The 21,945-nt window shown below is 49.1% G+C and carries 13 protein-coding genes; 3 read left to right on the top strand and 10 right to left on the bottom strand.

The window, feature by feature from the left end; all coding sequences use genetic code 11:
- Positions 1 to 343: 343 nt before the first annotated feature.
- Complete coding sequence (locus ABIE50_RS16620) at positions 344 to 2,917, bottom strand: hypothetical protein (RefSeq protein ID WP_209857425.1); 2,574 nt, start codon at positions 2,915 to 2,917, stop codon at positions 344 to 346.
- Between the two features lie 165 nt (positions 2,918 to 3,082).
- Positions 3,083 to 3,370, bottom strand: coding sequence for a hypothetical protein (locus tag ABIE50_RS16615; protein ID WP_209857423.1), 288 nt, complete (start codon positions 3,368 to 3,370; stop codon positions 3,083 to 3,085).
- Between the two features lie 221 nt (positions 3,371 to 3,591).
- Between ABIE50_RS16615 and ABIE50_RS16610 the strand changes: the two genes are divergently transcribed.
- Positions 3,592 to 6,276, top strand: a complete 2,685-nt coding sequence (locus tag ABIE50_RS16610; RefSeq protein ID WP_209857420.1) for a PQQ-dependent sugar dehydrogenase — start codon at positions 3,592 to 3,594, stop codon at positions 6,274 to 6,276.
- A gap of 381 nt (positions 6,277 to 6,657) precedes the next feature.
- A complete protein-coding gene (locus ABIE50_RS16605; RefSeq protein WP_209857418.1) occupies positions 6,658 to 7,677 on the top strand; it encodes an efflux RND transporter permease subunit in 1,020 nt (339 codons plus the stop codon).
- 48 nt (positions 7,678 to 7,725) lie between these two features.
- Here the strand turns inward: ABIE50_RS16605 and ABIE50_RS16600 are convergent, their stop codons facing one another.
- From ABIE50_RS16600 to ABIE50_RS16565, 8 genes are all read right to left on the bottom strand, one after another.
- Complete coding sequence (locus tag ABIE50_RS16600; RefSeq protein ID WP_209857417.1) at positions 7,726 to 11,307, bottom strand: glycoside hydrolase family 2 protein; 3,582 nt, start codon at positions 11,305 to 11,307, stop codon at positions 7,726 to 7,728.
- A gap of 109 nt (positions 11,308 to 11,416) precedes the next feature.
- Positions 11,417 to 12,526, bottom strand: a complete 1,110-nt coding sequence (locus ABIE50_RS16595; protein WP_209857415.1) for a glycoside hydrolase family 99-like domain-containing protein — start codon at positions 12,524 to 12,526, stop codon at positions 11,417 to 11,419.
- A gap of 11 nt (positions 12,527 to 12,537) precedes the next feature.
- Positions 12,538 to 13,932, bottom strand: a complete 1,395-nt coding sequence (locus tag ABIE50_RS16590) for a SusD/RagB family nutrient-binding outer membrane lipoprotein (protein ID WP_354028289.1) — start codon at positions 13,930 to 13,932, stop codon at positions 12,538 to 12,540.
- Entirely contained in the window at positions 13,880 to 14,320 is a 441-nt protein-coding gene (locus ABIE50_RS16585) for a SusD/RagB family nutrient-binding outer membrane lipoprotein (protein WP_354028046.1), read from the bottom strand. The genes ABIE50_RS16590 and ABIE50_RS16585 overlap by 53 nt, the downstream gene beginning before the upstream one ends.
- A 9-nt stretch (positions 14,321 to 14,329) precedes the next feature.
- Positions 14,330 to 17,575, bottom strand: a complete 3,246-nt coding sequence (locus tag ABIE50_RS16580; protein WP_209857406.1) for a SusC/RagA family TonB-linked outer membrane protein — start codon at positions 17,573 to 17,575, stop codon at positions 14,330 to 14,332.
- A gap of 260 nt (positions 17,576 to 17,835) precedes the next feature.
- A complete protein-coding gene (locus tag ABIE50_RS16575; RefSeq protein ID WP_209857398.1) occupies positions 17,836 to 20,367 on the bottom strand; it encodes a tRNA wybutosine-synthesizing protein 4 beta-propeller domain-containing protein in 2,532 nt (843 codons plus the stop codon).
- Positions 20,368 to 20,602: 235 nt separating this feature from the next.
- The gene (locus tag ABIE50_RS16570) at positions 20,603 to 20,941 is read right to left on the bottom strand and encodes a TfoX/Sxy family protein (RefSeq protein WP_209857397.1); all 339 of its coding nucleotides are present in this window, start codon (positions 20,939 to 20,941) and stop codon (positions 20,603 to 20,605) included.
- 8 nt (positions 20,942 to 20,949) lie between these two features.
- Complete coding sequence (locus tag ABIE50_RS16565) at positions 20,950 to 21,336, bottom strand: nuclear transport factor 2 family protein (protein WP_209857395.1); 387 nt, start codon at positions 21,334 to 21,336, stop codon at positions 20,950 to 20,952.
- 103 nt (positions 21,337 to 21,439) lie between these two features.
- Between ABIE50_RS16565 and ABIE50_RS16560 the strand changes: the two genes are divergently transcribed.
- Entirely contained in the window at positions 21,440 to 21,847 is a 408-nt protein-coding gene (locus ABIE50_RS16560; protein WP_209857393.1) for a winged helix-turn-helix transcriptional regulator, read from the top strand.
- Positions 21,848 to 21,945: the final 98 nt, after the last annotated feature.

The raw sequence follows: 21,945 nt of genomic DNA, 5'->3' as shown, positions 1-21,945 counted from the left end.
GGTTCTGTATGTATGCTACCGGGCTACAGTATGGATACTCCCGGTTTCCGCCGTATTTCCCCCATATATACGCCATAGTTCCGCCGTATATACCCTATACCTATATAGATATGGCATAATCACAGGTTAATTTTGTCCTACTTTCCGGTGAGATATAGATATAACAGGAAGACTCCTACAGTATGCCTTACACCTGTGTTAGTTGTAGCTTATTCACAGCCCCAGGCCCTGGTATGTCCAACATCTCCCAAAAATTCCAAAAAATAAAATCAAACAAATCATCAAAATCAGCGTAATCCTGAGTCAGACAAACTCCGCGTGTTCGCCAACGGCGAACCTTCGTTCACTTATCCCCGGAATAGGCCGTGAACGGCTGCGGGAACTCTTCCCCGTACATGTGGAGATATTCCTTTGCGAATTTGTTGAAGGCGGCCCTGGCCAGTGAGTGGCGGCCAAGCGCTACGAGGCTGCTGCATTTCATGCGGAGCGCTTCTTCGTTTACGGGGTCGAAGAGGAAGATGCTGTCGGCGATCTCGATCAGCAGTTCAGGATCTGTATTGAACTGGTTGGCGGCTTCTGTGAGAATATCGAGGGCTACTCCTGAAATTTCGGACTGGATATCTTCCAGCCAGGTATAGTTGGCATCAGGGAGGAAAGAGCCACGGTGAAGGATCTTCAGCAGGTCGCGGACGGGTTGCTTTTGCAGGGGCCGGGGCGAGTGCAGCAGTTGCTGGAACCCGGCCAGGTCCATATCAATATCGTCTGCGGCATACTGGAGGCTCCAGCGGTCCGCTTCCTTTACAAAGGCGCAGGCGCCCAGTTTATCGAGTATGGCTTTCAGCTTCACCATATTCACCGAGCGGTTGTTCTGCGCTTCCTTGCTGGATTTATCGCGCCAGAGGGTGGCATAAAGCCGGTCCGATGAAATACCTTTCCCTGAACGGATGGTGTTGATCGCAATAAGCAGGAATAATTCCTTTAGGAGTGGGGTAAAGAATTTGGTGATGTCCTGCCCTTCCTTGTCCAGCACCTCGAATGGGCCAAAGAAATAGACATGGCCTTTCTTTTCGGCGATGATCTCTTCCGGTGCGGTTTCGTCGGTAGTGGTTTCGGGTATCACCACCGGCAGCGGCGGCAATGACGCGGCAGGGGTAACCGGCGCAGTGGCCGGAGTGGTGGCAGCCGTTGCAGCAGCCTGTTGTGGCGCGGCCTTTTTACGGCGGCGGAGCAGGAACACAATGATACCGGCCACAGGAGCCAGCAGCAATAAATACCATGCGGAGATCCCTTTCAGTCCTGCGCTTTCCGCTAAAACGGCATCAGGCGGGAATTCCAGCGTATATACTTTTACCGCGGTGCTATTGTCTTTGGAAGTATAGAGGGTTACTGCCACCAGTTTTTTACTGTTGCGGCAGTAATAAAGGTCGGCGAACGACTTGATATCATGAAAAGAATAAGGAATGGCATCGGCCAGGGGCTTTAGTCCTGGCGCTTTCAGGGAGCCTTCCACCAGTTGCAGGGTAGTATTGAATTTATCATCCGGGAAGATGAGGGCGTAATAATTCCGGGTAACCGGGTCTATGACCAGGCTGTTGGCGAAGCAGAACTGTGCGGGAGGTTCTTCCAGTTGCAGCACTTTATGAAAAGAGTGATCCTTTACATAAAAGGCCATCAGGTCGTAATAGTGACGGGGGTTTACCACCTGGTTGCCGCTGTTGCTGCCATAGCCGCCGAGAATATAAGCGGTATCGCCGTTTTCAGTGGCGCCGGTGGCAGCCAGGTACCGGGGGGTAAGTCTTTCCCCGGTGGCGGGCACAGAATCCCATTGCCCCGTGCCGAAATGATAGCGCTGCACGGTATTCTTATATTGCATTTGCCCGTATCCGCAGAGGATATAAAGTGAGGAGTCGGACCGGGAAATAAATTTATTGGCCTGCCAGTAAACGGTGAGCAGGTCAGGCGTATAGCGGATATCCCATTTCCGTGCAGCGGAATCATAGGATCCTGCTTTTTTCTGATCGATATAAAAATTGAAAAGTTTATTTAAGAAAGGGTTGAACACCGACTGGTTCCCCGGCATCAGGCTATCCAGCCGTTCGGAAAGGCGGACGCTCTGCTCCTGTTCATTTTTAAAAGAGATCTGGTATAAAGAATCGGAAGACACAATATAGAGCACTTCCTTTTCCCGGTCGAATGCCACACTGGGCGTACCGCTGATTTCCCAGCTCCGGAGCAGGCCCCAGTTGCGGTGCCTGGGCCCTATCCAGTTGGCATTACGGATCACGGCGGCTTTACCTTCCTGCAGATCCGTAGCCGTATTGCCTTCATTTTCAGAAAGAGGCCAGTTATACCTGGTATGGCCTCCTTCTTTCACTACTATATTACGGAGGTTCATAGGCGGAATGTCTACCGTTTGAAACCCTTCGTAGGTATTGGTACCAAAGAATACCCGGGTACATGCAGGGTTGCCCAGCTTTGCCGGGCCTTTGGCAACAAATTTATTGTTAACTGAGATGGAGGCTTCGTTATGCTCAGGGTCAAATTGAATAGCAATATGCGTCCATCCGCCGAAAAGGGCGATAGAGTCGATAGCAAATGCCCTGGAAAAGCTTTCCCCGATGAGGAAGTTAAAGCTGCGTTCCCGCTGGTTATATACCAGGTCTATATTCTGGTTGTTGGCAGCAATGATCCTTAATACGTAACCGAAATAAGTTTCTTTATAGGGGAGTAAATTAAAATCGAATGATATTTCGCCGCTCTTTTTGAAACACAGGGGGCCTGATGAAGTTAAATTCAGCGTTGTTCTCCTTTCCTGCACCACTTCATGACTAGAAAAGCGTAATCCATAGGATTGAGCATAACCAGCATTTGTAACCAGATGAACAGATAAAAATAGTAAAAGGATAAATTTCCACATACTCCGCTAAAAAACTAAAATAACTGTTTGTTTAATACTTATCGATCTAACGCCACGTGGAATATACAAATAATAAACAAATTAGTGCTTTTTTATGGCCTAATAATCAATGACAAATGTAAATTATACACCCTAAGTTGGCAATCAGCAGACATCCGTTGCCGGCTATTTTAAGAACTGGCTCACCAGCACTTCCCACTCTTCTTCCTGGGTAATGGAGGGCCTGGTTGTGCCCGCCCGCCGATACCAGTAATCCGCGTTTGCACGGTCGCCCTCTACCCTGTGCAGGTAAGCATGTACCCTGGCGGCATCCGGTCCGGGCAGATCATCTACCAGGTCGTGCGCCTTGTTCCAGTTCCCTTTCCCTTCATACCAGAGGGAATCAAGATATATCGATATATTTTTGGGTGGATACGCCTCCTGTAAGGATTGTTTAAATTCGTTCAGATCCATCTTTAAAATTTATCAGCCTGAATAATGTGGGCCTCAAATATACGGAAGCAGCGCAAAAAATGCCAAACCTTCCTTTCTTCCTGATATTAAATTCGCTATTGGGGAGATGATATAAATATGAACTGCCTATCCGATATTGTTTCCTTTCATCCATTTTCAGAAAAAAAAATACAATATTCTTTTATTTTGTGCCCCGCTAATCAAATCTATAATCATATTACATGAGTGGACAGTTTAAGTTATGCACACAGATATTGCCAGCCCTTATTATTGTCGGATCGACACTAATAATGCAGGGATGCGGTGATCAGCCAGCCGGGAGCAAATCGACCAAAGCGCCGGAAGACAACCGTTTTACCAAAACCATTCTTTCAAACGACCTGAACGAACCAATGGAACTGGCCGTTGCCGGTAACGGAAGCGTATATTTTATTGAGCGCAGCGGTAAATTGTATCATTACGATCCTGCTGCCCAAACCACCAAAGTCGTATATACATTCCCGGTACTCCCGGATACCAAGGAAGGATTTGGCAACGGGCTGCTGGGCATAACCCTGGACCCGGGTTTTGAAAAAAATCATTACATCTACTTTTATTATACACCCAATAAGTTACCCGCCGCACAACAGGTGTCACGCTTTACCATGGAAGGGAAAGACTCCCTGATCCTGTCTTCCGAGAAAGTATTGCTGACCATTCCCCTGGAACTGGAAGTGAGCGCGCATACCGGGGGCTCGCTCGACTGGGACCGCGACGGCAACCTCTTTATTTCCACCGGCGATAACACGGTGCCATTTGCATCCAACGGCTATGCGCCGATAGATACTATTCCCGGCCGTATCACCTTTGATGCAGAGCGCTCTGCCGGCAATACCAACGACCTGCGCGGAAAAGTGCTGCGCATCCATCCCGAGCCGGATGGCAGCTACACTGTTCCTGCCGGCAACCTGTTCCCCAAAGGCACTGCCAACACACGCCCTGAAATATACGCCATGGGCTGCCGCAACCCCTACCGCATGTCGGTAGACACGGCCACCGGTATTGTGTACTGGGGCGAAGTAGGCCCCGATGCAGGACAGGACAGCGAGCAGGGACCACGCGGCTATGATGAGATCAACCAGGCCAAAAAGCCGGGCAACTTCGGCTGGCCATTCGTAGTAGGCGATAACAAGGTGTATCCCCAATATGATTTTGCTACCAAAACCATTGGCGCTCCTTTCAAGGCAGAAGCCCCGGTAAATAACTCCCCGCATAACACCGGTCTGAAAGTATTACCGCCGGCGCAAAAGGCCATGATCTGGTACCCGTACGATTCCTCCTCCGTATTCCCGCAACTGGGTAATGGCGGCCGTTGCGCCATGGCCGGACCGGTATATCATTACAACAAGGCTACCGTTAGCCCTACCGGCTTACCCGAATGGTACGACAACGCCCTGTTCATTTACGACTGGATGCGTAACTGGGTATATGCCGTGCGGCTCGACAGCCAATACAACTTTAAATCGATGGAGCCCTTCATGAAAACAAACGGCGATTTCAGACGCCCGGTAGACATGGCCATCGGTAAAGGCGGCGACCTCTACATCCTGGAGTATGGCTCTGTATATGGTATTGACAATGATGACGCGCGACTGGTACGTATATCCTACAATGGCGGCAACCGCGCTCCTGTAGCAACTATCACAACTATTGACACCGCAGGCACCGCACCCATGAAAGTAAATTTCAGCAGCAAAAAAAGCTACGACTTTGATGAAGGACAAACGCTGAAATACGAATGGAACTTTGGTGATGCCACTGCTGCTGTTACCGATTCCTCTCCCGTACATACCTACGAAAAAAATGGAGTGTACCACGCCATCCTGAAAATAACGGATCCCGAAGGCGCCAGCAGTACAGACACCGTTACCATCCGGGTGGGCAACACTGTGCCGGTGGTAAAGATCACTACTACCGATAACAACACTTTCTATTTTGATAACAGCCCACTGCATTATGCAGTAACAGTTACTGATAACGAAGATCCTTCCATCAATAACGAACAGCTGATCATCGGACTGCATTACATTCCGCGCAGCAAATCTAAAACGGAACAAGGGCACCAGCTTATTACAACAGTACCGGCGCATCCCGGTAAGGTGCTGATGGAAGGCAGCGATTGCAAGGCCTGTCACCAGCTGGATAAAGCCTCTGTAGGCCCGGCCTTTACACAGGTGGCCAAACGCTATGAGAAAGATCCCAAAGCTCCTGCCTATCTTGCCAACAAGATCATTAAAGGCGGTGGCGGCGTTTGGGGCGAACATTCCATGGCGGCACATCCGCAATTGTCTGTAGATGATGCAGGGCAAATTGTAAAATATATCCTCTCGCTGGCTACACAACAGGCAGCTGGCAGTTTGCCTGCTTCCGGCACAGTAGCGTTAAAAGATCACCTGGGTAAAGAGAAGTACGGCAATTATGTACTGGCAGCCACTTATACAGATGGCGGCGGTAACGCATCCCCGCTTAGCGGCAGTGCCCTGTTGCTGCTTCGCTCCCTCCGTATGCAGGCAGAAGATGCCGACTCTGTTCAAAACATCGGGCGCTCAGCAGAACAACTGGGATCCATCCATAACAAATCATTCTTTGTGTTCAGGAACATCGACCTGAAAGGTATTCATAAAGTAACGTACCGTTATTCATCGCTCGATAAAGACGCGATCCTGGAAATCCATACCGGCAGCGCTACCGGACCGGTGATCAGCAAACTGGCATACAAGGCAACCGGCAACTGGAATAAATTCATAGAAGTAACTGCACCCGTACAGGATCCCGGCGGCAGAAACGATCTTTACTTTGTATTCAGCAAAGATCAGCAACCCAACCAGCACCTGTTCACACTGGACTGGCTGGAGTTTAAACCGTAGTTACGCGCGGAGGTTGTCTGACGCGGAGGTTGTCTGACTCAGGATTATGATGATTACAATGATTATCATGATTTGATCATTATGATTTTAAAGGATTTGGGGAGATATAAGCGGGTCCGCTTATATCTCCCCTATTTTTTTTGAATCATTATCTATAAAATCTAAAAAAATAAATTCAGGGCAATCATTATAATCATCATAATCCTGAGTCAGACAACCTCCGCGTCAGACAAAATTCGCGGTGATCTTTTCCTGTTTTTTCGTAGCTTTCTATATCGTTTCCATATAAACAGAGCCCATGAACAACCGTTTTAAGTATAAGTTATCTTGCTGGTACCCCAATATTTAAAGTTGTTTTTCCTCATTATATAATCGCAAAAAATGTTTAAAACCCTTTTAAATGCAGTCACGGTTGTTCCTGCTATATTCATTATGCTGCTTAGCTGCGGCGGAACAGCATCTACTAAACAACCGGTGCAACAATTTCCTCCAGTGCCCCTGCCATCGATCCAGGTAAAGGCGCTTTATCCCGGGGCAAGCACCATCACAGTACTGGACTCGGTGGCTTCCCCTTTAAAAGATTCCATCTTTCACTATGCAGGGAACATGGATCACATGGCCTATACCGCAAGCAGAGATGGCTCATTGGTGATTACCGTTTACTTTACACCAGGTACCGACATGGACCAGGCCGAATTGAATATTTCAAATGTGGTTGCTGTGGTAACGGGAAAACTGCCTTCACAGGTAATACAGTCCGGCATCACCGTACTTCGACAAAATGAGCCGGTAGTTATGGCGATTGATATCTTTTCGGAGAAAAGCGGGCAGTATGACCAGGCGTTCCTTTCCGGTTATGCAGCTACACACATTGTTCCTGAAATACGGGGAATTCCCGGTGTCAGTCATTTGATCACGCTTAATGGGTTTAAAGATTCACTCATGCGCATCTGGTTAAATACAGATCGCATGAGCACTTTTAATTTAACCCTGAAAGAACTGACAGCAGCTGTTCCGGCTAAACTACTGGAAGCTGTTACAGGAATATTGTACAAAAAAAATGAGCCGGCTTCCAGTTACATCATTAAGTGCAAAAGTGAGCATAACCAACTTGCTGCATTTGAAAACAGGCTTATTCGCACCAACGCCGATACCGTTTTGAAGCTAAAAGACGTGGCAGCGAAAATTGAGTTTGGTCCTTATACAAACGGGAACTTTACCGGTATAAACAACCAGCCCGGCATCGGTATCCTGGTTATGTCGCTTGCCGGTGCAGATCATAATAAGATCCAAATGGCGGCAAACAAGCTGATGGAAAAAGCATCGGCAAAATTTCCGGCAGGTGTAAAACATTTGATGTTATATAATCCCAAAGACTCCTTATACATTTCCCCCGAATAGCGAAGATGCGGATGTTGTCTGACTCTGAGCCAGACAACATCCCCAGCATTACCTGCCCAGTTCAGCTATTATATTATACAGCAGCCTTCCCGCTACCGGGTCTGTAGCGGCCTTTTCCAGCGACATGGTAGAAAGATAGGCTGTACCAGCCTTCAGCAGCGTAGCGCCCTGGATGCCGGACATATAGGTGGCGCGCTCAGCCATTTCTCCTTTAATATAGCCGTGCACGTTAATATGCTTTGCCAGTATGTCCAATCCGCGTTGGCGCTTTACCGTTAGTGCGCCGTTGCATACTGCCGGTAGTTCCCGTTTATTGTTATTGAAGTAACGGAGATCCAGGAGGCCGATGCCTTTGAATACCGGCGCTTCAGGGATATCCATATTCACGATATCTCCCTCCGGGAAATTCAGTACGCCGGAAACATAATCCGGGAACAGTTGAGCGGCGGATTTTGCTGCGTCCAGCAGCAATACTTTTCCTCCTGCCTGCACAAAGGATCGCAGCTGTTGCTGTTCAGCGGCGCTCATATTCTTCCCTGGCTCCAGGCCGGCAAATACATATATGACGGCTTTCTTAGCCAATGCTTCACTTACGGTAGCGGCAGCAGTGTATTTAATTTTCAGTGTTTCGAAGGCAGGCTTCATTTGCCCGGCTCCATCCAATAATACCACGGGGGCGGTGAGCGCAGGTGAAAAAAAACGTTGATCCGCCAGTATTATTTTGTATTCGTTGGAAGACAGTAAACGGTTATGTTCCTTCAGGGTAAGCACCAGTTTACCATTCACCTCTGCTGTGGGTAGTTTTTCGGGGATAAGGATGTGGGGTGTTACCCATTGGCGCCCATAGTAAGGCATCTCCGGTATGGATTGCTTTCCCGTGGCAATAACTGCGCCTTCATTGGTTTGCAGCTGCCAGGTTAATTCCGTTGCACTGAGCGGGGTTCCTTCGTGGCGGTCGTTCACTATACAGATGCGGGCAGGGAGCTGCGTGCCTGCATAAAAGTGGCGGCCCCATAACTCAGCGCTTACCAGTACCGGTTGCAAGGCGCGCTGCAATGCGTAGTAAGCAGGATACGGCTCAATTGCTTTGGCATCATATACATTCCGGAACCAGCTTATTAAAGCAAAGTGCAGGATGCCGGCGGCCTTATCGTTGGTTCTGCGGTAGGCTTCCGCCTGTTCACCGGTAATGAAAGCCTGCGATTCCATGAACCAGGCCGGGTCACTGAATTCATATGCCAGATCGCCTACCAGTTCCTGCGGCGTTTGATGTACCTGTGTGTAAAAGCGCACCGGGTGACCGGTTTCGCTATTGGAATAGCCGGACGACATTTCCTGGCTGATCAGGGGACGGCCTTCATTATGATTGCGTTGCTGGAACTCACCGTTGAACTGTTTGAAGATCGAGTAGCCGTACCAGTTAATATAGGCATGAATATCATCAATGTCTCCATCATCAATATCTTTAAAAAAGTCTTTCCCGAATTTCTTCTCATTCCTTTTATAATTTGAGTCAAAGCAGATGGGGCGGGTACCGTCTGTTTTCCGCATGCGTTTCACCACTTCGGAAATGATCTTCATTTTAAGCCGTGTTCTTACCGGGTCGGGATCGTTGTCGTAGAACTTCATCTCGTTGTTTACCGTCCAGAATAAAATAGAAGGATGGTTCCGGTATTTTTTCAGGACGCTGATGAACTCATCGGCCCATTTGCTGATGAGCTGTTCATCCGGCATGGAGCTGTTGATCATGAGCCAGGGCCAGGTGCCTTCAAAGCTGATACCCACTCCTTTCCTGTCGGCCGCAGCGAGCCAGTTTTCATTGTAGGGCGAGGTATGCGTCCGGGTCACTTCCATATTGCCTGCTTTCATCAGGTCGTAGAAGCGCTCTGCCAGCTGCGTATCGTTGGGCGCCAGGGCAAAGGGTGTCTGGTTACCGCCGCGGAGCCAGTAACGGCGGCCGTTCAGGTAAAGGTATCCCTCTTTTGCCTCAAAGGTGCGGAAGCCGGAAGTGATGGTAGTACTGTCTGTAATGCGGCCGTTGCTTTCGAGGGAAAAGGTAAAGTTGTAGAGGTTGGGTGTTTGTGGCGACCATAACAATGGTTGCAGGTGGTCAATTTCATAATGCAGGGTTTGCTCCTCTCCCGGTTTAATAACGGCGCCGGCTAAACGCTTTCCCTTATATAAACCCGGGATATTCATATTGATGGTGAAAGGCTGTTCTTTGACGGTATTGTTTTTCACGGTAACATCAAATCCTGCGCCGGTAAGATTGGGCTGAATGAATACATCTGTGATGGCCAGCGGCTCCGTAATAAGCAGTGACACCGGTTGCCAGATACCCGCGGGATCATCGTTGTAGAAGCCATGGGCAAGGTCTTTCAGCATCTTGTTGGTTACCTCCACGCTCACTGCAACGTCTACCACTTTGCCTGCGTCTTTGATACCGGTTACATAATCGCGGATCACTTTCACGGTAACCAGGTTCTTTCCTGCCTTGAACAATCCTTTGCCATTGATCACGAATTCACCGAACATACCGGTATGCCTGCCCGCAGCTTTCCCGTTGATATATACTTCAGATACTTTAGATACGGCATCAAAGCGAAGAAGGGTTTCCTTTTGTTCAATGCCCGCCGGCAGGTTGATCCATTGCCGGTACCAGGCTGCGTTTGTCTTTTTATAATCAAAAGTATATCCCTCACACCTGGCGGTTTCCTGCTGGAAGTAGGCATCAGAGGCGCCTTTGGGGTGCCGGCCAAACGTTTCTCCGTGTAGCCATATCCGTATGGGGTTCCAGAAATCGGGCACGTGCATGGTATGCCATTGCGCATCGCTTTCCTGCGGGGAGATAGCCTTGCTTTCATCTGCCAGCTGGTATACCGGCATAAACAGCCAGTTGCCGTTAAGTGATATTTCTGTGCGCGGTCGGCTGATATCCGTTACCGCAACAGGATGATACGCATTGCGCTGTTGTTTACGCAGTGTTTCTTTTTCCTTGGCAGTGGCGCCGGCGGTATATTCCTTGCGGTCCACGCCTTCCAGGGCATTATCAGGCAAAGGCTTTATCACCAGGTCATCATAAAGGGTATTGATCCAGCCTCCGCCCAGGGTAATTTTTCCCGATGGCGCAAGATTACTGTTACTATCGGTAACGTCTATACGTGGGAGTGATTCATCATTAAGGAATATACGGATGCGGGGCCCGCATACTTCTACCCGCAGGGTATACCATTTGCCGGGCGTGGGATGGAAATCCAGCGTGCGCAGCGCCAGGAATTCATCGGTGCCCATATAGCCAAGGCGGCTGAGGTAGAGGTTATTCTGCCGTCCGCCCCTGAGCGCCAGGATGTAACGGTCGTTCCGGTTATACGCCCGGAAACCGGCCCAGATCTGCACTTCCCGGGCAGTATCCGGCGTACTGGCGCGGAAGCTGAAGCGGTAATTCTTCAGCAGGGAATCACCAAAAGCGGCGTAGGCATTTTGTGTTTGCAGGATACCGTCATGTTGTGTCACCGATCCTTTGTCTGCTGTTTCCAGTGCTGTTTGTTTGCCGAACGAAATCCGTTGCTGGCATACTGCGCTGCCTGCCGTGAGCAGCAGCGCTGCTAAAATCCTTACGCTTTTTATCATCTTACTAATACTTTTCTTATACTGAAAAAATAAAGGGCCGGGAAACGGCCCCTTCTGTTATTACGTGATCCAAATTGAATCTTCCACGATTCTCAGGTGTTACAGTGGGTTACTTCTTAAATTGTGTTCTTACAATATTGAGATAACGTTCCCCATAGCTTTCCGCCGGTTCAAGCTGCATGTCTTCCGTCCAGTTATTCCAGCCGTCTATCATGATCAGCCGGGTTTTATTACTGGCATTCATCTTAGCCACATTGCACAGTTTTATGAACAACGCGCCGCTATCCGTACGCGGGTATTCGGGGTTGGTGCTGGTAGGTGTGTTGATCTTCCAGCTGTAAGCCGGCGTGATGTTCGGCACATAGTCGGCTCCGAAATTCTTTTCAAAATAATCCTTTGAGTATTTCCAGTTCTGGTCTATCATCTGCGGCAGCAGGTACCACCTGTCCCAGTTGTTGATCTGCGAGCTGAACGACTGGTGATAGATGGCGTCTACACAGCCTTTGAAGCGGATCTCATAACGGGCGGGCGGTGTCCAGCGGTCCTGCATGCCTACTATGTAAGGCTCCACGCCCAATGTTTTCAGCTGGCTTCTCAGCGTATCATAAATGGCTTTGTTGCTGTCGGAAAACAACGTTTGTGCGTTCTGGATATACAGCAGGGGCTTATCGCCCACCTTCATGTAATGCGCATCTTTCATATAAGGCACAATGCGGCGGAAGTCGTCGAAGAACTGCGCCAGTTTCAGCTTATCCTTTTCTATAGGATTAGTGGCACTGAGGCCGCCGTAGGTGCCGGTGCTGAAATTATACGACATGGCAAATTTCATCTGGCCTTCCCCGTCGGCGTCAATAAACCCGCGGATCAGCGTGGAATCCGACCTGTAGTTATTGGCGTCCCTGTTGGGAGAACGGAAGGAGAACACGAAATAATCCAGTCCTGCTTTTACGCCATAGGCAATATGTTTGGGCATCACACCGGCAGTAAGCACGCCATTGGGCATACCGTATTTTCCCACTACCGGCACTTCTTTGATGTTGGCGTTCCAGCCACCGAAAGATGTATAGAATGCGCCCACCACGTAGTTCTCCGTTACCGGCACCTCCGGTATTTCGTAGTTGAGGATATTATCATCCACAGAAGGACCGCTGAGGTCTTTTTTGCAGGCGTTGAGCAACAGGAAAGCGGCTGTTGCCAGAAGTATATTAACACGTTTCATGATGTCAGTTTTTAAGGATGATAAGTCTGGGTGATCACATATCTGAATCCATCCCTTTGTGCAGCTGCAGCCAGTTCCTGAATGGTAGCGCCATACCATTTCTGGATAAAGCGGTAATCATAGGCAGCCGGCTCACTGTTCCAGTCGGGCACCGTATAAGGTTTTGCAAAATGCAATGGCTGGTAAATATCATAATCGTCTGTACGGCTTACGCCCAGTTCTTTCAGCGCGCTCTGGTAGCCCACCGGGTTCAGGTTCACCACGGAAAGCGGGTACGACATTCTTCCCGGTACATCAGAATAAGTTGGATTGGCAGAATAAGAAGAGTTACCACCGGGATTGGTATGCGGCGGCAGGCGGAACACGCGGGTTCTCCGCTCCAGGCACCAGCAGTCGAAACCGCCGTCAGGGAAATAGTTCAGCCAGCGCTGCACCCATATTTTTGTGAGCGGGTCTGCGGCAATATTGGCGTTGGTAAGACTCAGGTAATTATTAAACCCTATACCGGTGGTATTCCATTTAATACCATCCCGGCCTTTGTACTCATCGCGGAGAGCGGTGCTGATATTCCAGTAAGCGAAATTGGCGTCTATACCGGCGTAGTAGTATTGCTCTGCGCTCAAACTACCGCCCAGCCCCATTTGTGCGGCTTCCGCCTTCAGGAACAATGCTTCTGCATAAGAAAGCATGATGATAGGCCGGCCCACCTGGTAGATGACAGGATTGGCGTTGGAATAGCTGTTGATGTTGGAACCGCCTATTATGTCCGGCTGACCGGCAAGGGCGGTCCATCCTGCCAGCTTGGTACCTGCTTTTGGCTGGCCAAGATAAGGGATAGGATAAGTTACTACCCTCAGCGAATCATCTGCGGTGCTGCTGAGCGTATCTGTTAAGATAAGACGGTTGGCCGTAGGCACGGTGTCGTAATATACGCTCAGACGCGGATCTTTATAAGACCGGAACACGGTGAACAGGAACTCGCTCATTTTTGGCGCCTGCCCTGTTGCGCCCGGCGCATATGGAAAGTACTGGTTGGATTTAATGTATTTAATGAAATAAGGGTTCTCGTTATTATTCACATTTTCAAAGCTCATCTTCGCGGTTTCCGCTTCGGTGCTGATGGTGGCCGATTCGTTGGCCATTACTTCCGTGATATGCTGTCTTGCCACAGCCCCCATATTCCTTTGCGTGCGGATCGCAATTTTCAGGCGCATGGTATTGGCAAACTTGATCCAGTTTTGCAGGTTGCCGTTATATACTGCATCATATTTGAGCTTGTCGCCGTTCAGCTGGATCCTGGATGCTGCATCCTTCAATGTGGAAAGCACATAGCTGTAAACGGTATCTTCATTTTCAAACAGGATGGTCGACAGGTACTCGGGGTTGTTCGCCTGGTACAGCGGCACGGCGCCCGAAGTTGCCCGCCATGATGGAATAGGCGTAAGCCTGCAGGATACGGGCCACCTGTACACGGTTGTTATAAAGCGAGTCATTACCGTAATTGATCACCACCTGGTTCAGATTACCCAGTACGCCCTGGTAAAATGTTTGCCACAGGCCGGCGTCAGTTACATCGTACCTGTTGGCCTGCTGGCAAAGCAGGTGGCCCAGGTCCCAGTATTTACTGGTGTTATAGTCCGCCATACGGGCGTTCATATTTTTCACAGCCGCCAGGATACTTGCTTCCGGCGCGGCTTCGCTGAACTGTGTGGGATCCGTGTTCAGGCTCTCAAAATCCCGGGTGCATCCCCAGCACATGATCGTTATTAAAGAAAGGATATATACTGCTTTCATGATACACATTTAAAAAGTTACTTTCAGGTCAAATCCATAAATAGAAAAGGGGAAAGATCCGCCGGACTCAATGCCCTGGGCATTACCGGTGGTGTTGGCTGCTTCCGGATCAATACCCTGCGGCGTGTGTTTGAAAAGGGTCCACAGGTTGCGGCCTACAAACGCCAGGCGCGCAGATCTTACCGGTGTTGTTTTCAGGATCTTCGCCGGTAAGGAATATCCGAAAATCAGCTCGCTCAGGCGGATATTGGATGCGTTGAAAGTGATGGCAGGTGTGTTATTCAATACCATGTCGGAATTGTAGGTAGTTGGATTCATCCAGATACCGCTTTTTTTGCCGGGGATCATGCGGCCGTCTTTATCAAGGATGTTTTTACCGGAAGCATCTACCAGGGGAAAGTAAGCTTCCTGGTAACGGGCGCCCTTGGGCCTGTCGGCATCGCCGTACACGGTATTGCCTTTACTGTTAGCCTGACCAACCCCCATTCTTTCCTGGTCATTTTCACCGAGGATAACATTGCTCAGCAGGAACTCGTCGCGGCCATACAGGCTGGCAATCGTGTTACCGGCAAAATTGGCGCGGCCATAGGAAGCGGAATAGATAACACCGCCCCACTTCACAGTAAAGAGCACAGATAAATCGAAGGCGCCGTATTTAAAGGCGGAGCCCAGTGACCCTATCCAGTCCGGGTGGAAATTGCCCAACACTACGTTAGGATCAGGAATAGTTCTTCCATTGGAAGGATTCACGATAAGCGTATCACGTACCTTGTAAGGCGCGTTGCCGGTAAGCACGCCGTACTGTTGGCCAACAATGGCATTTACGGTGGCGCCAAGGTTGGTGCCTAAACTAAGCCGGTCGATGTTCGGTACCAGCGACAATACCTTGTTTCTGTTCATAGACCAGTTGGCCATTACATTCCATCTCAGTTTTTTTGTTTGCAGGGCCACTGCGTTCAGCGACAGCTCCACGCCCTTGTTCTGCATTTCGCCTGCATTGAGGATCCGGGTGGAGAAACCCGTTTCCGTTGGGATCTGCGGACGGATGATCTGGTTGGTGGTGTTGGATTGGTATACGTTGGCAGTGAGCTGGATGCGGCTTTTAAACAACGCCAGCTCTATGCCTGCTTCCCTCGACAATGTTTTTTCCGGTTTCAGCTCAGGGTTGTTCAGCTGGTTGCCATTTCCATAGTTCAGGTAAGGATTGCCCAGGAACAGGCCCCCATACGGATAGGTAGTGTACAGCGATAATGGTGGAGCCGCGTTGCCTACCTGTGCCACCGACGCCCTCAGTTTTCCGTAATTGATAAAACTGTTTTCCGGGAGGAAGTTGGAGAACACAAAGCTACCGCTCACAGAAGGATAAAAGAAAGAGCTGTTGTTTACAGGCAGTGTAGACGACCAGTCGTTACGTCCCGTGATATCGATAAAAAGGAAATCGCGGAAAGCCAGGGTAGCATTACCGTAAATCGATTGCACATTAGAGCGTACAAGCGATTCCGTAGCGGCAGGGAATGCAGTGCTGTTCTGGATGCTGGGCATATCATGCACCAGCAGGGAAGCGATGCTGGCGCCCCTGAACTGGTTGTTGTTGTTTACGTATTCCGCGCCCAGGTTGGCAGTAAGACTAAAAGATTTGCTCAGCTTATTGTTATACATGAACATAGCCTGATAGTCCCACATCTGGTTGTTCTGGTTGGAGTTTGAATAAAACCCGTTCGGTGTTCTGAGGCCTCCAAGCTCTTTATACTGGTAATAGCTGGCGATCTTTATATCTGAAGATGCCATTAGGCGGAAGCTGAGATGGCTGGTCAGTTTAGCCGTGGCCGTTATACCCGCCAGTAAGCGGTTGGATTTATCCTCGTTTTCATTTTCATAAAGCATCCACAGCGGGTTTTCCACGCTGCCTACTGCGCCGAAAGTAACGGAGTTGCCAAAGGGATCTGCCCATGGAGAGAGGGAGTTGATGTTTACGCTGCGGGGCATGTACACATAGGCTGCCATAGGGCTGGACGGATCCAGGTTGCGGTAGGTGCGGTTCTTTGTGCCCTGGTTGGTATACATTACCCTTGCTTCCACGTTCAGGAACTTCCCAAGTTTACGGCCGGCGTTAAGGGAAACGTTGTGTTTCCTGATGATGTTCTGGTTTTTCAGCACATCATCGCTGTTGGTGAACATGTACGACAAGCGGAACGACGACTGTTCATCTGCTTTGTTGATGGAAATGCCGGAGCTGTTTGTGATGCTGGGTTTATAGAGAGAAGTGATATTGCCTGGTTGCGGCAGGAAACCGCCTTCTACCCTTTTGCCGCTAAAGTCGTCATATGGCTGACCCAGCATAGGCATTCCCCAGGTAGATCCGTTGAGCCCCATACGAACGGCATCGGTGCCGGCAACAATGTTGTTGCCATTGCCTACAGTATACCCGTTGCCGCCTTCCCCGTATACGTTCTGGTAAGCGGGGAATTCAGCGATAGAATTCACCAGGGTGTTCTGGTTGACAGCGATGCCGAGGCCATCGCCGATCTTACCTTTTTTGGTAACAATGAGCACGGCGCCGTTAGCGGCGCGGGAGCCATAAAGGGCGGCAGCGTTGGGCCCCTGGAGGATCTGGATAGATTCCACATCGTCGGGGTTGATATCGGCAGCGCCGTTACCAAAATCGAGGTTATCCCTTCCATCGCCCATATCGTTATTGATAGGCACCCCATCTACCACCCAGAGGGGCTGGTTGTTTTGTGTCATGGAGTTTTCCCCTCTCAGGATAAGGCGGCTGGACGATCCCGGCTGCCCGGTTGTAGTAACCTGCAAGCCGGCCACTTTACCGGCAAGGCCATTTACGATGTTCAGGTCACGTGCTTCCGTGAGGTTGTTGGGGTTTACCGACTGGGTGGCATAGCCTACTGACTTTGCCTGCCGGTTAAGGCCCATAGCGCCTGCAATCACCACATTTTTTAAGTTGATGGGAGAAGGCATTAATAAAAACTGTACGGTGGTTTTCCCGTTCAGCGCCATTTCTTTTGTTTCATAACCCGTCATAGTAGCCCGTAGAATGGTGGTTTTCGGGTCGGCCACATAAATGGAAAATACGCCATCCTCATTGGTGGCTACGCCGTTACGGGTGTCTTTCACCATGATACTGACCCCAGGTAGCGGATTGTTTTTGTCGTCCGTGGCTTTACCCTTGATAAGGGTTCGCTGGGCCATTGCCTGTGTACAACAGAGCAGGAGCAAGACTGGCAAGCAGAATCTCATAATTGATTGATAATTAATGGTTTAAAATACAGAACCGTGGAATTAATTTCCAGTAAAGCGGGAGCTACGCTGATAGTATGTGTTAGGACAGGGAGACTTTCAGATCGTGGAATCCGGTAACATAACGCTTTGCTGTGAAAATTGCTTCTTCAAAAAATCATATTGCAAATCAATGCGCTACACGCTAATAAATCCATTAACGAACGTATTAATGCGCAATTAATCGCCCTGTTTTTTTTTAAAAAGACAGTAAGCGGGGATCAGGAGATGATATCCTGGAAATTCAGGCGGAAGTTTTCGCCATACATATGGCGGTAGTCTTTATAAAATTTTTCATACACTGATTTGGCGATAGAGGGTCTGCCCTGCCGGATCAGGTTTTTACATTTTGCGCGGAGCGCATCTTCATGGATAGGGTCAAATACAAAAATAGCGTTAGCGATATCGATAAATATTTCGGGAGAAGCATTGGCAGGCAGCCCGTTCATTTCTGCGAGCAATACATCGAGGGCTTTTGAAGAAATGTCTGACTTGATGTCTTCCAGCCAGGAGTAATCGGTGCGGAACAGGAAGGTACCTTCCTTCACTATTTTCAGCAGCAACCGGACCCGCTCCATACCAGGGGTAGCGGATTTTACCAGCTGGCTGAATTCTGCGAGGTCCACCCAAAGGAGGTCAGGGTCATACGTGATCTTCCAGCGCCCTTCCTCCCGGAGAATAACGCCGCTGCCCAACTTTTCAAGAATGGCTTTCAGCTTTACCATATTCACGGAGCGGTTATTCCGCGCATCTCTCTCGGACTTATCATGCCAGAGGATCTCGTATAATTTTTCAGAGGAGATGCCTTTGCCCGACCACGCAGTATGGATCACGATCAGCAGCAGCATTTCCTTCAGCAGCGGTGAGAGCAGCTGCGTTAAGGCATTCTTATCTTTATCCAGTACCTGGAACTCGCCAAACAGCAGCAGGGCGGCCTTACCGGCCGTTACATCTTCCGGCACGGCGGCCGGCGCCACTACCGGCAATGAAGGAACTTCTTCTGTTTGTACCGGCGTTACGGGAATTGCAGTTAAGGACGGCTTATTAAACCGGTGTCTATATAAATAATATATAACAACAGCCGCCGGCACTATCCCTGCCAGCAGCCACCACCACTTTAAACTAAACCCGGCGCCCGCTGCTGCCGACAATGCCAGCTGTCCCGGCGGAAAGGCCAGTGAGTAAATGCGTACTTCGGTCGATTTATCCCTGTCCACTATCTGCGTAACTGCCAGCAGCTGCTGGCTGCGGGGACAATAATACAGATCGGCGCCGGAGCGGTTATCGAGGAAGGCGTATGGAATGGTGTCGCCTGCCAGCTGGTATTCCGGCCGCAACAGGGAACCTTTGATCAGCTGTAAGCGCGACCGGAACCGGTCGTTCGGAAACATCAGCGCATAATAACTCTGATCAGTGGTATCAATCACCATAGATGATGCAAACACGAAGGGCTCCGCAGGCTCCGGCAAGGTATATACTTTCCGGATACGGTTATTGGCTACATCGTATTGCAGCAGGTCGTAGTAATAACGGGGGCTCAGCATCTGTTCCCCGTTATCGCTGCCATAGCCGCCCAGCAGGTAAGCGGTATCCCCGCTTGCGGTGGCGCCCAGTGCGGAAAGATATCTTGGTTTATAATCCGATTGCTGCACGGTTACCTCTTCCCATTTGCGGGTGTTGAAAGAGAAGCGTTGTACCAGATTTTTATATTTCAGCTGGCCGTAGCCGCCGAGTATATACAGGGCGTTGTCGCTTTTGCGGATAAATTTATTGGTTTGCCAGTACTGGGTAATATCTGTGGAATCAAAAGGGATGTCCCAGCTGCGGGTGGCGGGCTGCCATGCTGCCAGCTGTTGCTGGTCGATATGCACGCTGTACAATGTGCGGTTACCGGGGTTGTATATGGATTGATAACCGGGTGCCAGGTATTCCTGCCGGCTCAGCGCTTCCGCCCTGGAGGAATGATCGCGCAGGAGGAAATGATGGATACTATCGGCTGCCACGATATATAATTCTTCTTCCGAAGGATCAAAGGTATAACTACCATTACCCTTCACCGTTAGTACCTTCAGCAGCTGCCATTGCTGGTGCAGCGGCGTGCCCCAAACGGGATTGATCACATTGGCCACACGGCCGCGGATACTGTCTTCCGCGCGAACGCCGGCCATTTCATTCAGGGGCCAGAAGGCGTCCATTTTATTATTGCGGTACAACGCAATGCTTTTTACCTGCATGGGCGGCAGATCGCTGGTTTTAAAGCTATGCAGCTGGCAGGCCCCGAAAAATATGCGGAAGCACTGGTCTTTCAATACTATTTTTTTATTCCCGGAATTTTTCCCGTTCACTGTAAGCGACAGCATCTGCCCGTTATATTGCAGGCTGCAGGTATTCCATTGGTGGAACAGCAGGGCACTGTCTATCCTGAAATCCAGCTGTGTATATACATCTCCGAAAACAACACTGAATTGCTGGTTACGGTGATTATAAATTAGATCAATATTCTGATGATGGTTATTGATGAGCCTTACCACGTAGCCGTAATACACGCTCCTGTCGGGGAAGAAGTTAAAGTCGAACGACAACCCGAAACTCCCATCCAGGCAAAGCGGGTCGCTGCCGTTCAATACGAGTGAAGTTCTCTTCTCCTGTACCTGCTCGAAGGAAGAGAAGACTAAGCCCTGCGACTGTGCAGGCAAACAAAAAAGTAAAAGTACCCCCGCAAACAGCAGGGCTTTAAAGGAGCACATATTCATGGTGGAACACTAAAGGGCGCATCGTTCTGAAAACAGGCTGCAAGTTATAATATTATATCATAACAGGCAGGTATCTGAATTAATGTATGCGTATTCTGGTTGTTTATCGGGTGGGAAGATAGGTTGTTTTGATGAAAAAAGATTCAAAAACGCCGGCATTACAATACCGTTCCCCTAACGGGATGTATATATTAGAAAAAGAAAGCGGGTCACAACAATGATAAATAATAATGGATCATTTCTTAACGGAAGCCCTGGCCTGCCCGTTAAATCCAAGCGCCAGTTTCACCCAGTAATCAAAAGCAGCCCTTGTTTTAAGGTACTCATCATCTACATAAATAAATCCTTTGTACGCACGTCCTTTCATTATTACTGTCTGGCTGCCTTTCTTTTTAAGCGCCTCTTCATGAATACCCGGATCAATACGGCACATCATACGGCCAGGACCGGCTGCCAGGCACATTTTACCGTTCACCATAAAGGCCAGGCTGCCAAACATTTTCTTCTCTTCCACTCCCGGCAAATGAGCAAGGGCCTGCCGTATCCTTTCTGCTAATTTTTCATTGTAGGCCATGGCAGAAATTATTTGGGGATGTTCTTATCAAAAGTAAGCGTATCAAAAAAGATCCTCAGGGAGATCAGTTTGCCATCCTTTGCTTTCCAGATCTCCGCCACATCACCATTAATAGCTGCTCCGTTGGGGAATATGAAATCATAATTGCCGGTAACGCAGGCGTTGCTGCCATCGATGATCATTTCTTTTACCCGCATGGATTGAAAGGTGCGGGAGAAGCGTTTTATCACTTCAATATAAGCGGCTTTTCCTACAGCGGGCTCCGGGTTGGTCATGTTACCGCCAATGAATGTAAAATCATCAGCAATAACAGACTCCCAGCCTTCCTTTCTTGCAAAGCCGTGGTAATAGGTTTCAAGGAGCTGCTTTGTTGAGGTTGAGGTTGAGTTTTCCATTTTTTTTATTTTTGTGATCAGCAAAGTGGATTAAAAGATATTGCACTTTGCAAGTGAAAATACTGAAAGTTATTGTAAATTGCAAGTACTTTAAATTTTTCCTATGAATAAAACAAGATCGGATTGCCCCATCAGTTGTTCCCTGGATGTTTTTGGTGACAAATGGTCGCTGCTCATAATAAGGGACATCATGCTCAGGGGGAAACTGTCTTACAGCGAGTTCCTGGAATCGGAGGAAAAGATAGCGACCAATATCCTGGCCAACAGGCTGAGCGTGCTGGAAGCGGAAGGTATACTTTCCAGGAAGGTGTCGCCTGCCAATAAGTCCAAGTTTATTTACAGTCTTACCAAAAAGGGGATCGATCTCTTACCCATCATCATCGAGATAATGGACTGGGGCGCAAAATACAATGTGAACTGCCCGCGCAGGGAACTTGGAAAGAAAATAAAGAAAGATAAAGCTGCCGCTATTAAAGAATACTTTGCCAAACTGAAGAAACAATTTACATGATTGATTAAACGCAGGCAGTAAGCCTTTCCCCTGGTAATTCTGCGTTACAACTCCCTTTCTTCCCTCTCTGTTTCTTTTACAATTATCCCCAAAGCCAT

The sequence above is a fragment of the Chitinophaga sp. OAE865 genome, from assembly GCF_040546735.1.
GTDB classification, from domain to species: domain Bacteria; phylum Bacteroidota; class Bacteroidia; order Chitinophagales; family Chitinophagaceae; genus Chitinophaga; species Chitinophaga polysaccharea_A.
Note: the sequence above shows the minus strand (reverse complement) of the source record. Positions and strands in the feature narration are given on the sequence as shown.

What these genes read in the sequence shown, in the direction of transcription:
- ABIE50_RS16575 (WP_209857398.1), bottom strand. Translation starts at nt 20,367, where the DNA reads ATGAATATGTGCTCCTTTAAAGCCCTGCTGTTTGCGGGGGTACTTTTA.
- ABIE50_RS16565 (WP_209857395.1), bottom strand. Translation starts at nt 21,336, where the DNA reads ATGGAAAACTCAACCTCAACCTCAACAAAGCAGCTCCTTGAAACCTAT.
- ABIE50_RS16620 (WP_209857425.1), bottom strand. Translation starts at nt 2,917, where the DNA reads ATGTGGAAATTTATCCTTTTACTATTTTTATCTGTTCATCTGGTTACA.
- ABIE50_RS16560 (WP_209857393.1), top strand. Translation starts at nt 21,440, where the DNA reads ATGAATAAAACAAGATCGGATTGCCCCATCAGTTGTTCCCTGGATGTT.
- ABIE50_RS16610 (WP_209857420.1), top strand. Translation starts at nt 3,592, where the DNA reads ATGAGTGGACAGTTTAAGTTATGCACACAGATATTGCCAGCCCTTATT.
- ABIE50_RS16595 (WP_209857415.1), bottom strand. Translation starts at nt 12,526, where the DNA reads ATGAAACGTGTTAATATACTTCTGGCAACAGCCGCTTTCCTGTTGCTC.
- ABIE50_RS16585 (WP_354028046.1), bottom strand. Translation starts at nt 14,320, where the DNA reads ATGAAAGCAGTATATATCCTTTCTTTAATAACGATCATGTGCTGGGGA.
- ABIE50_RS16580 (WP_209857406.1), bottom strand. Translation starts at nt 17,575, where the DNA reads ATGAGATTCTGCTTGCCAGTCTTGCTCCTGCTCTGTTGTACACAGGCA.
- ABIE50_RS16615 (WP_209857423.1), bottom strand. Translation starts at nt 3,370, where the DNA reads ATGGATCTGAACGAATTTAAACAATCCTTACAGGAGGCGTATCCACCC.
- ABIE50_RS16605 (WP_209857418.1), top strand. Translation starts at nt 6,658, where the DNA reads ATGTTTAAAACCCTTTTAAATGCAGTCACGGTTGTTCCTGCTATATTC.
- ABIE50_RS16600 (WP_209857417.1), bottom strand. Translation starts at nt 11,307, where the DNA reads ATGATAAAAAGCGTAAGGATTTTAGCAGCGCTGCTGCTCACGGCAGGC.
- ABIE50_RS16570 (WP_209857397.1), bottom strand. Translation starts at nt 20,941, where the DNA reads ATGGCCTACAATGAAAAATTAGCAGAAAGGATACGGCAGGCCCTTGCT.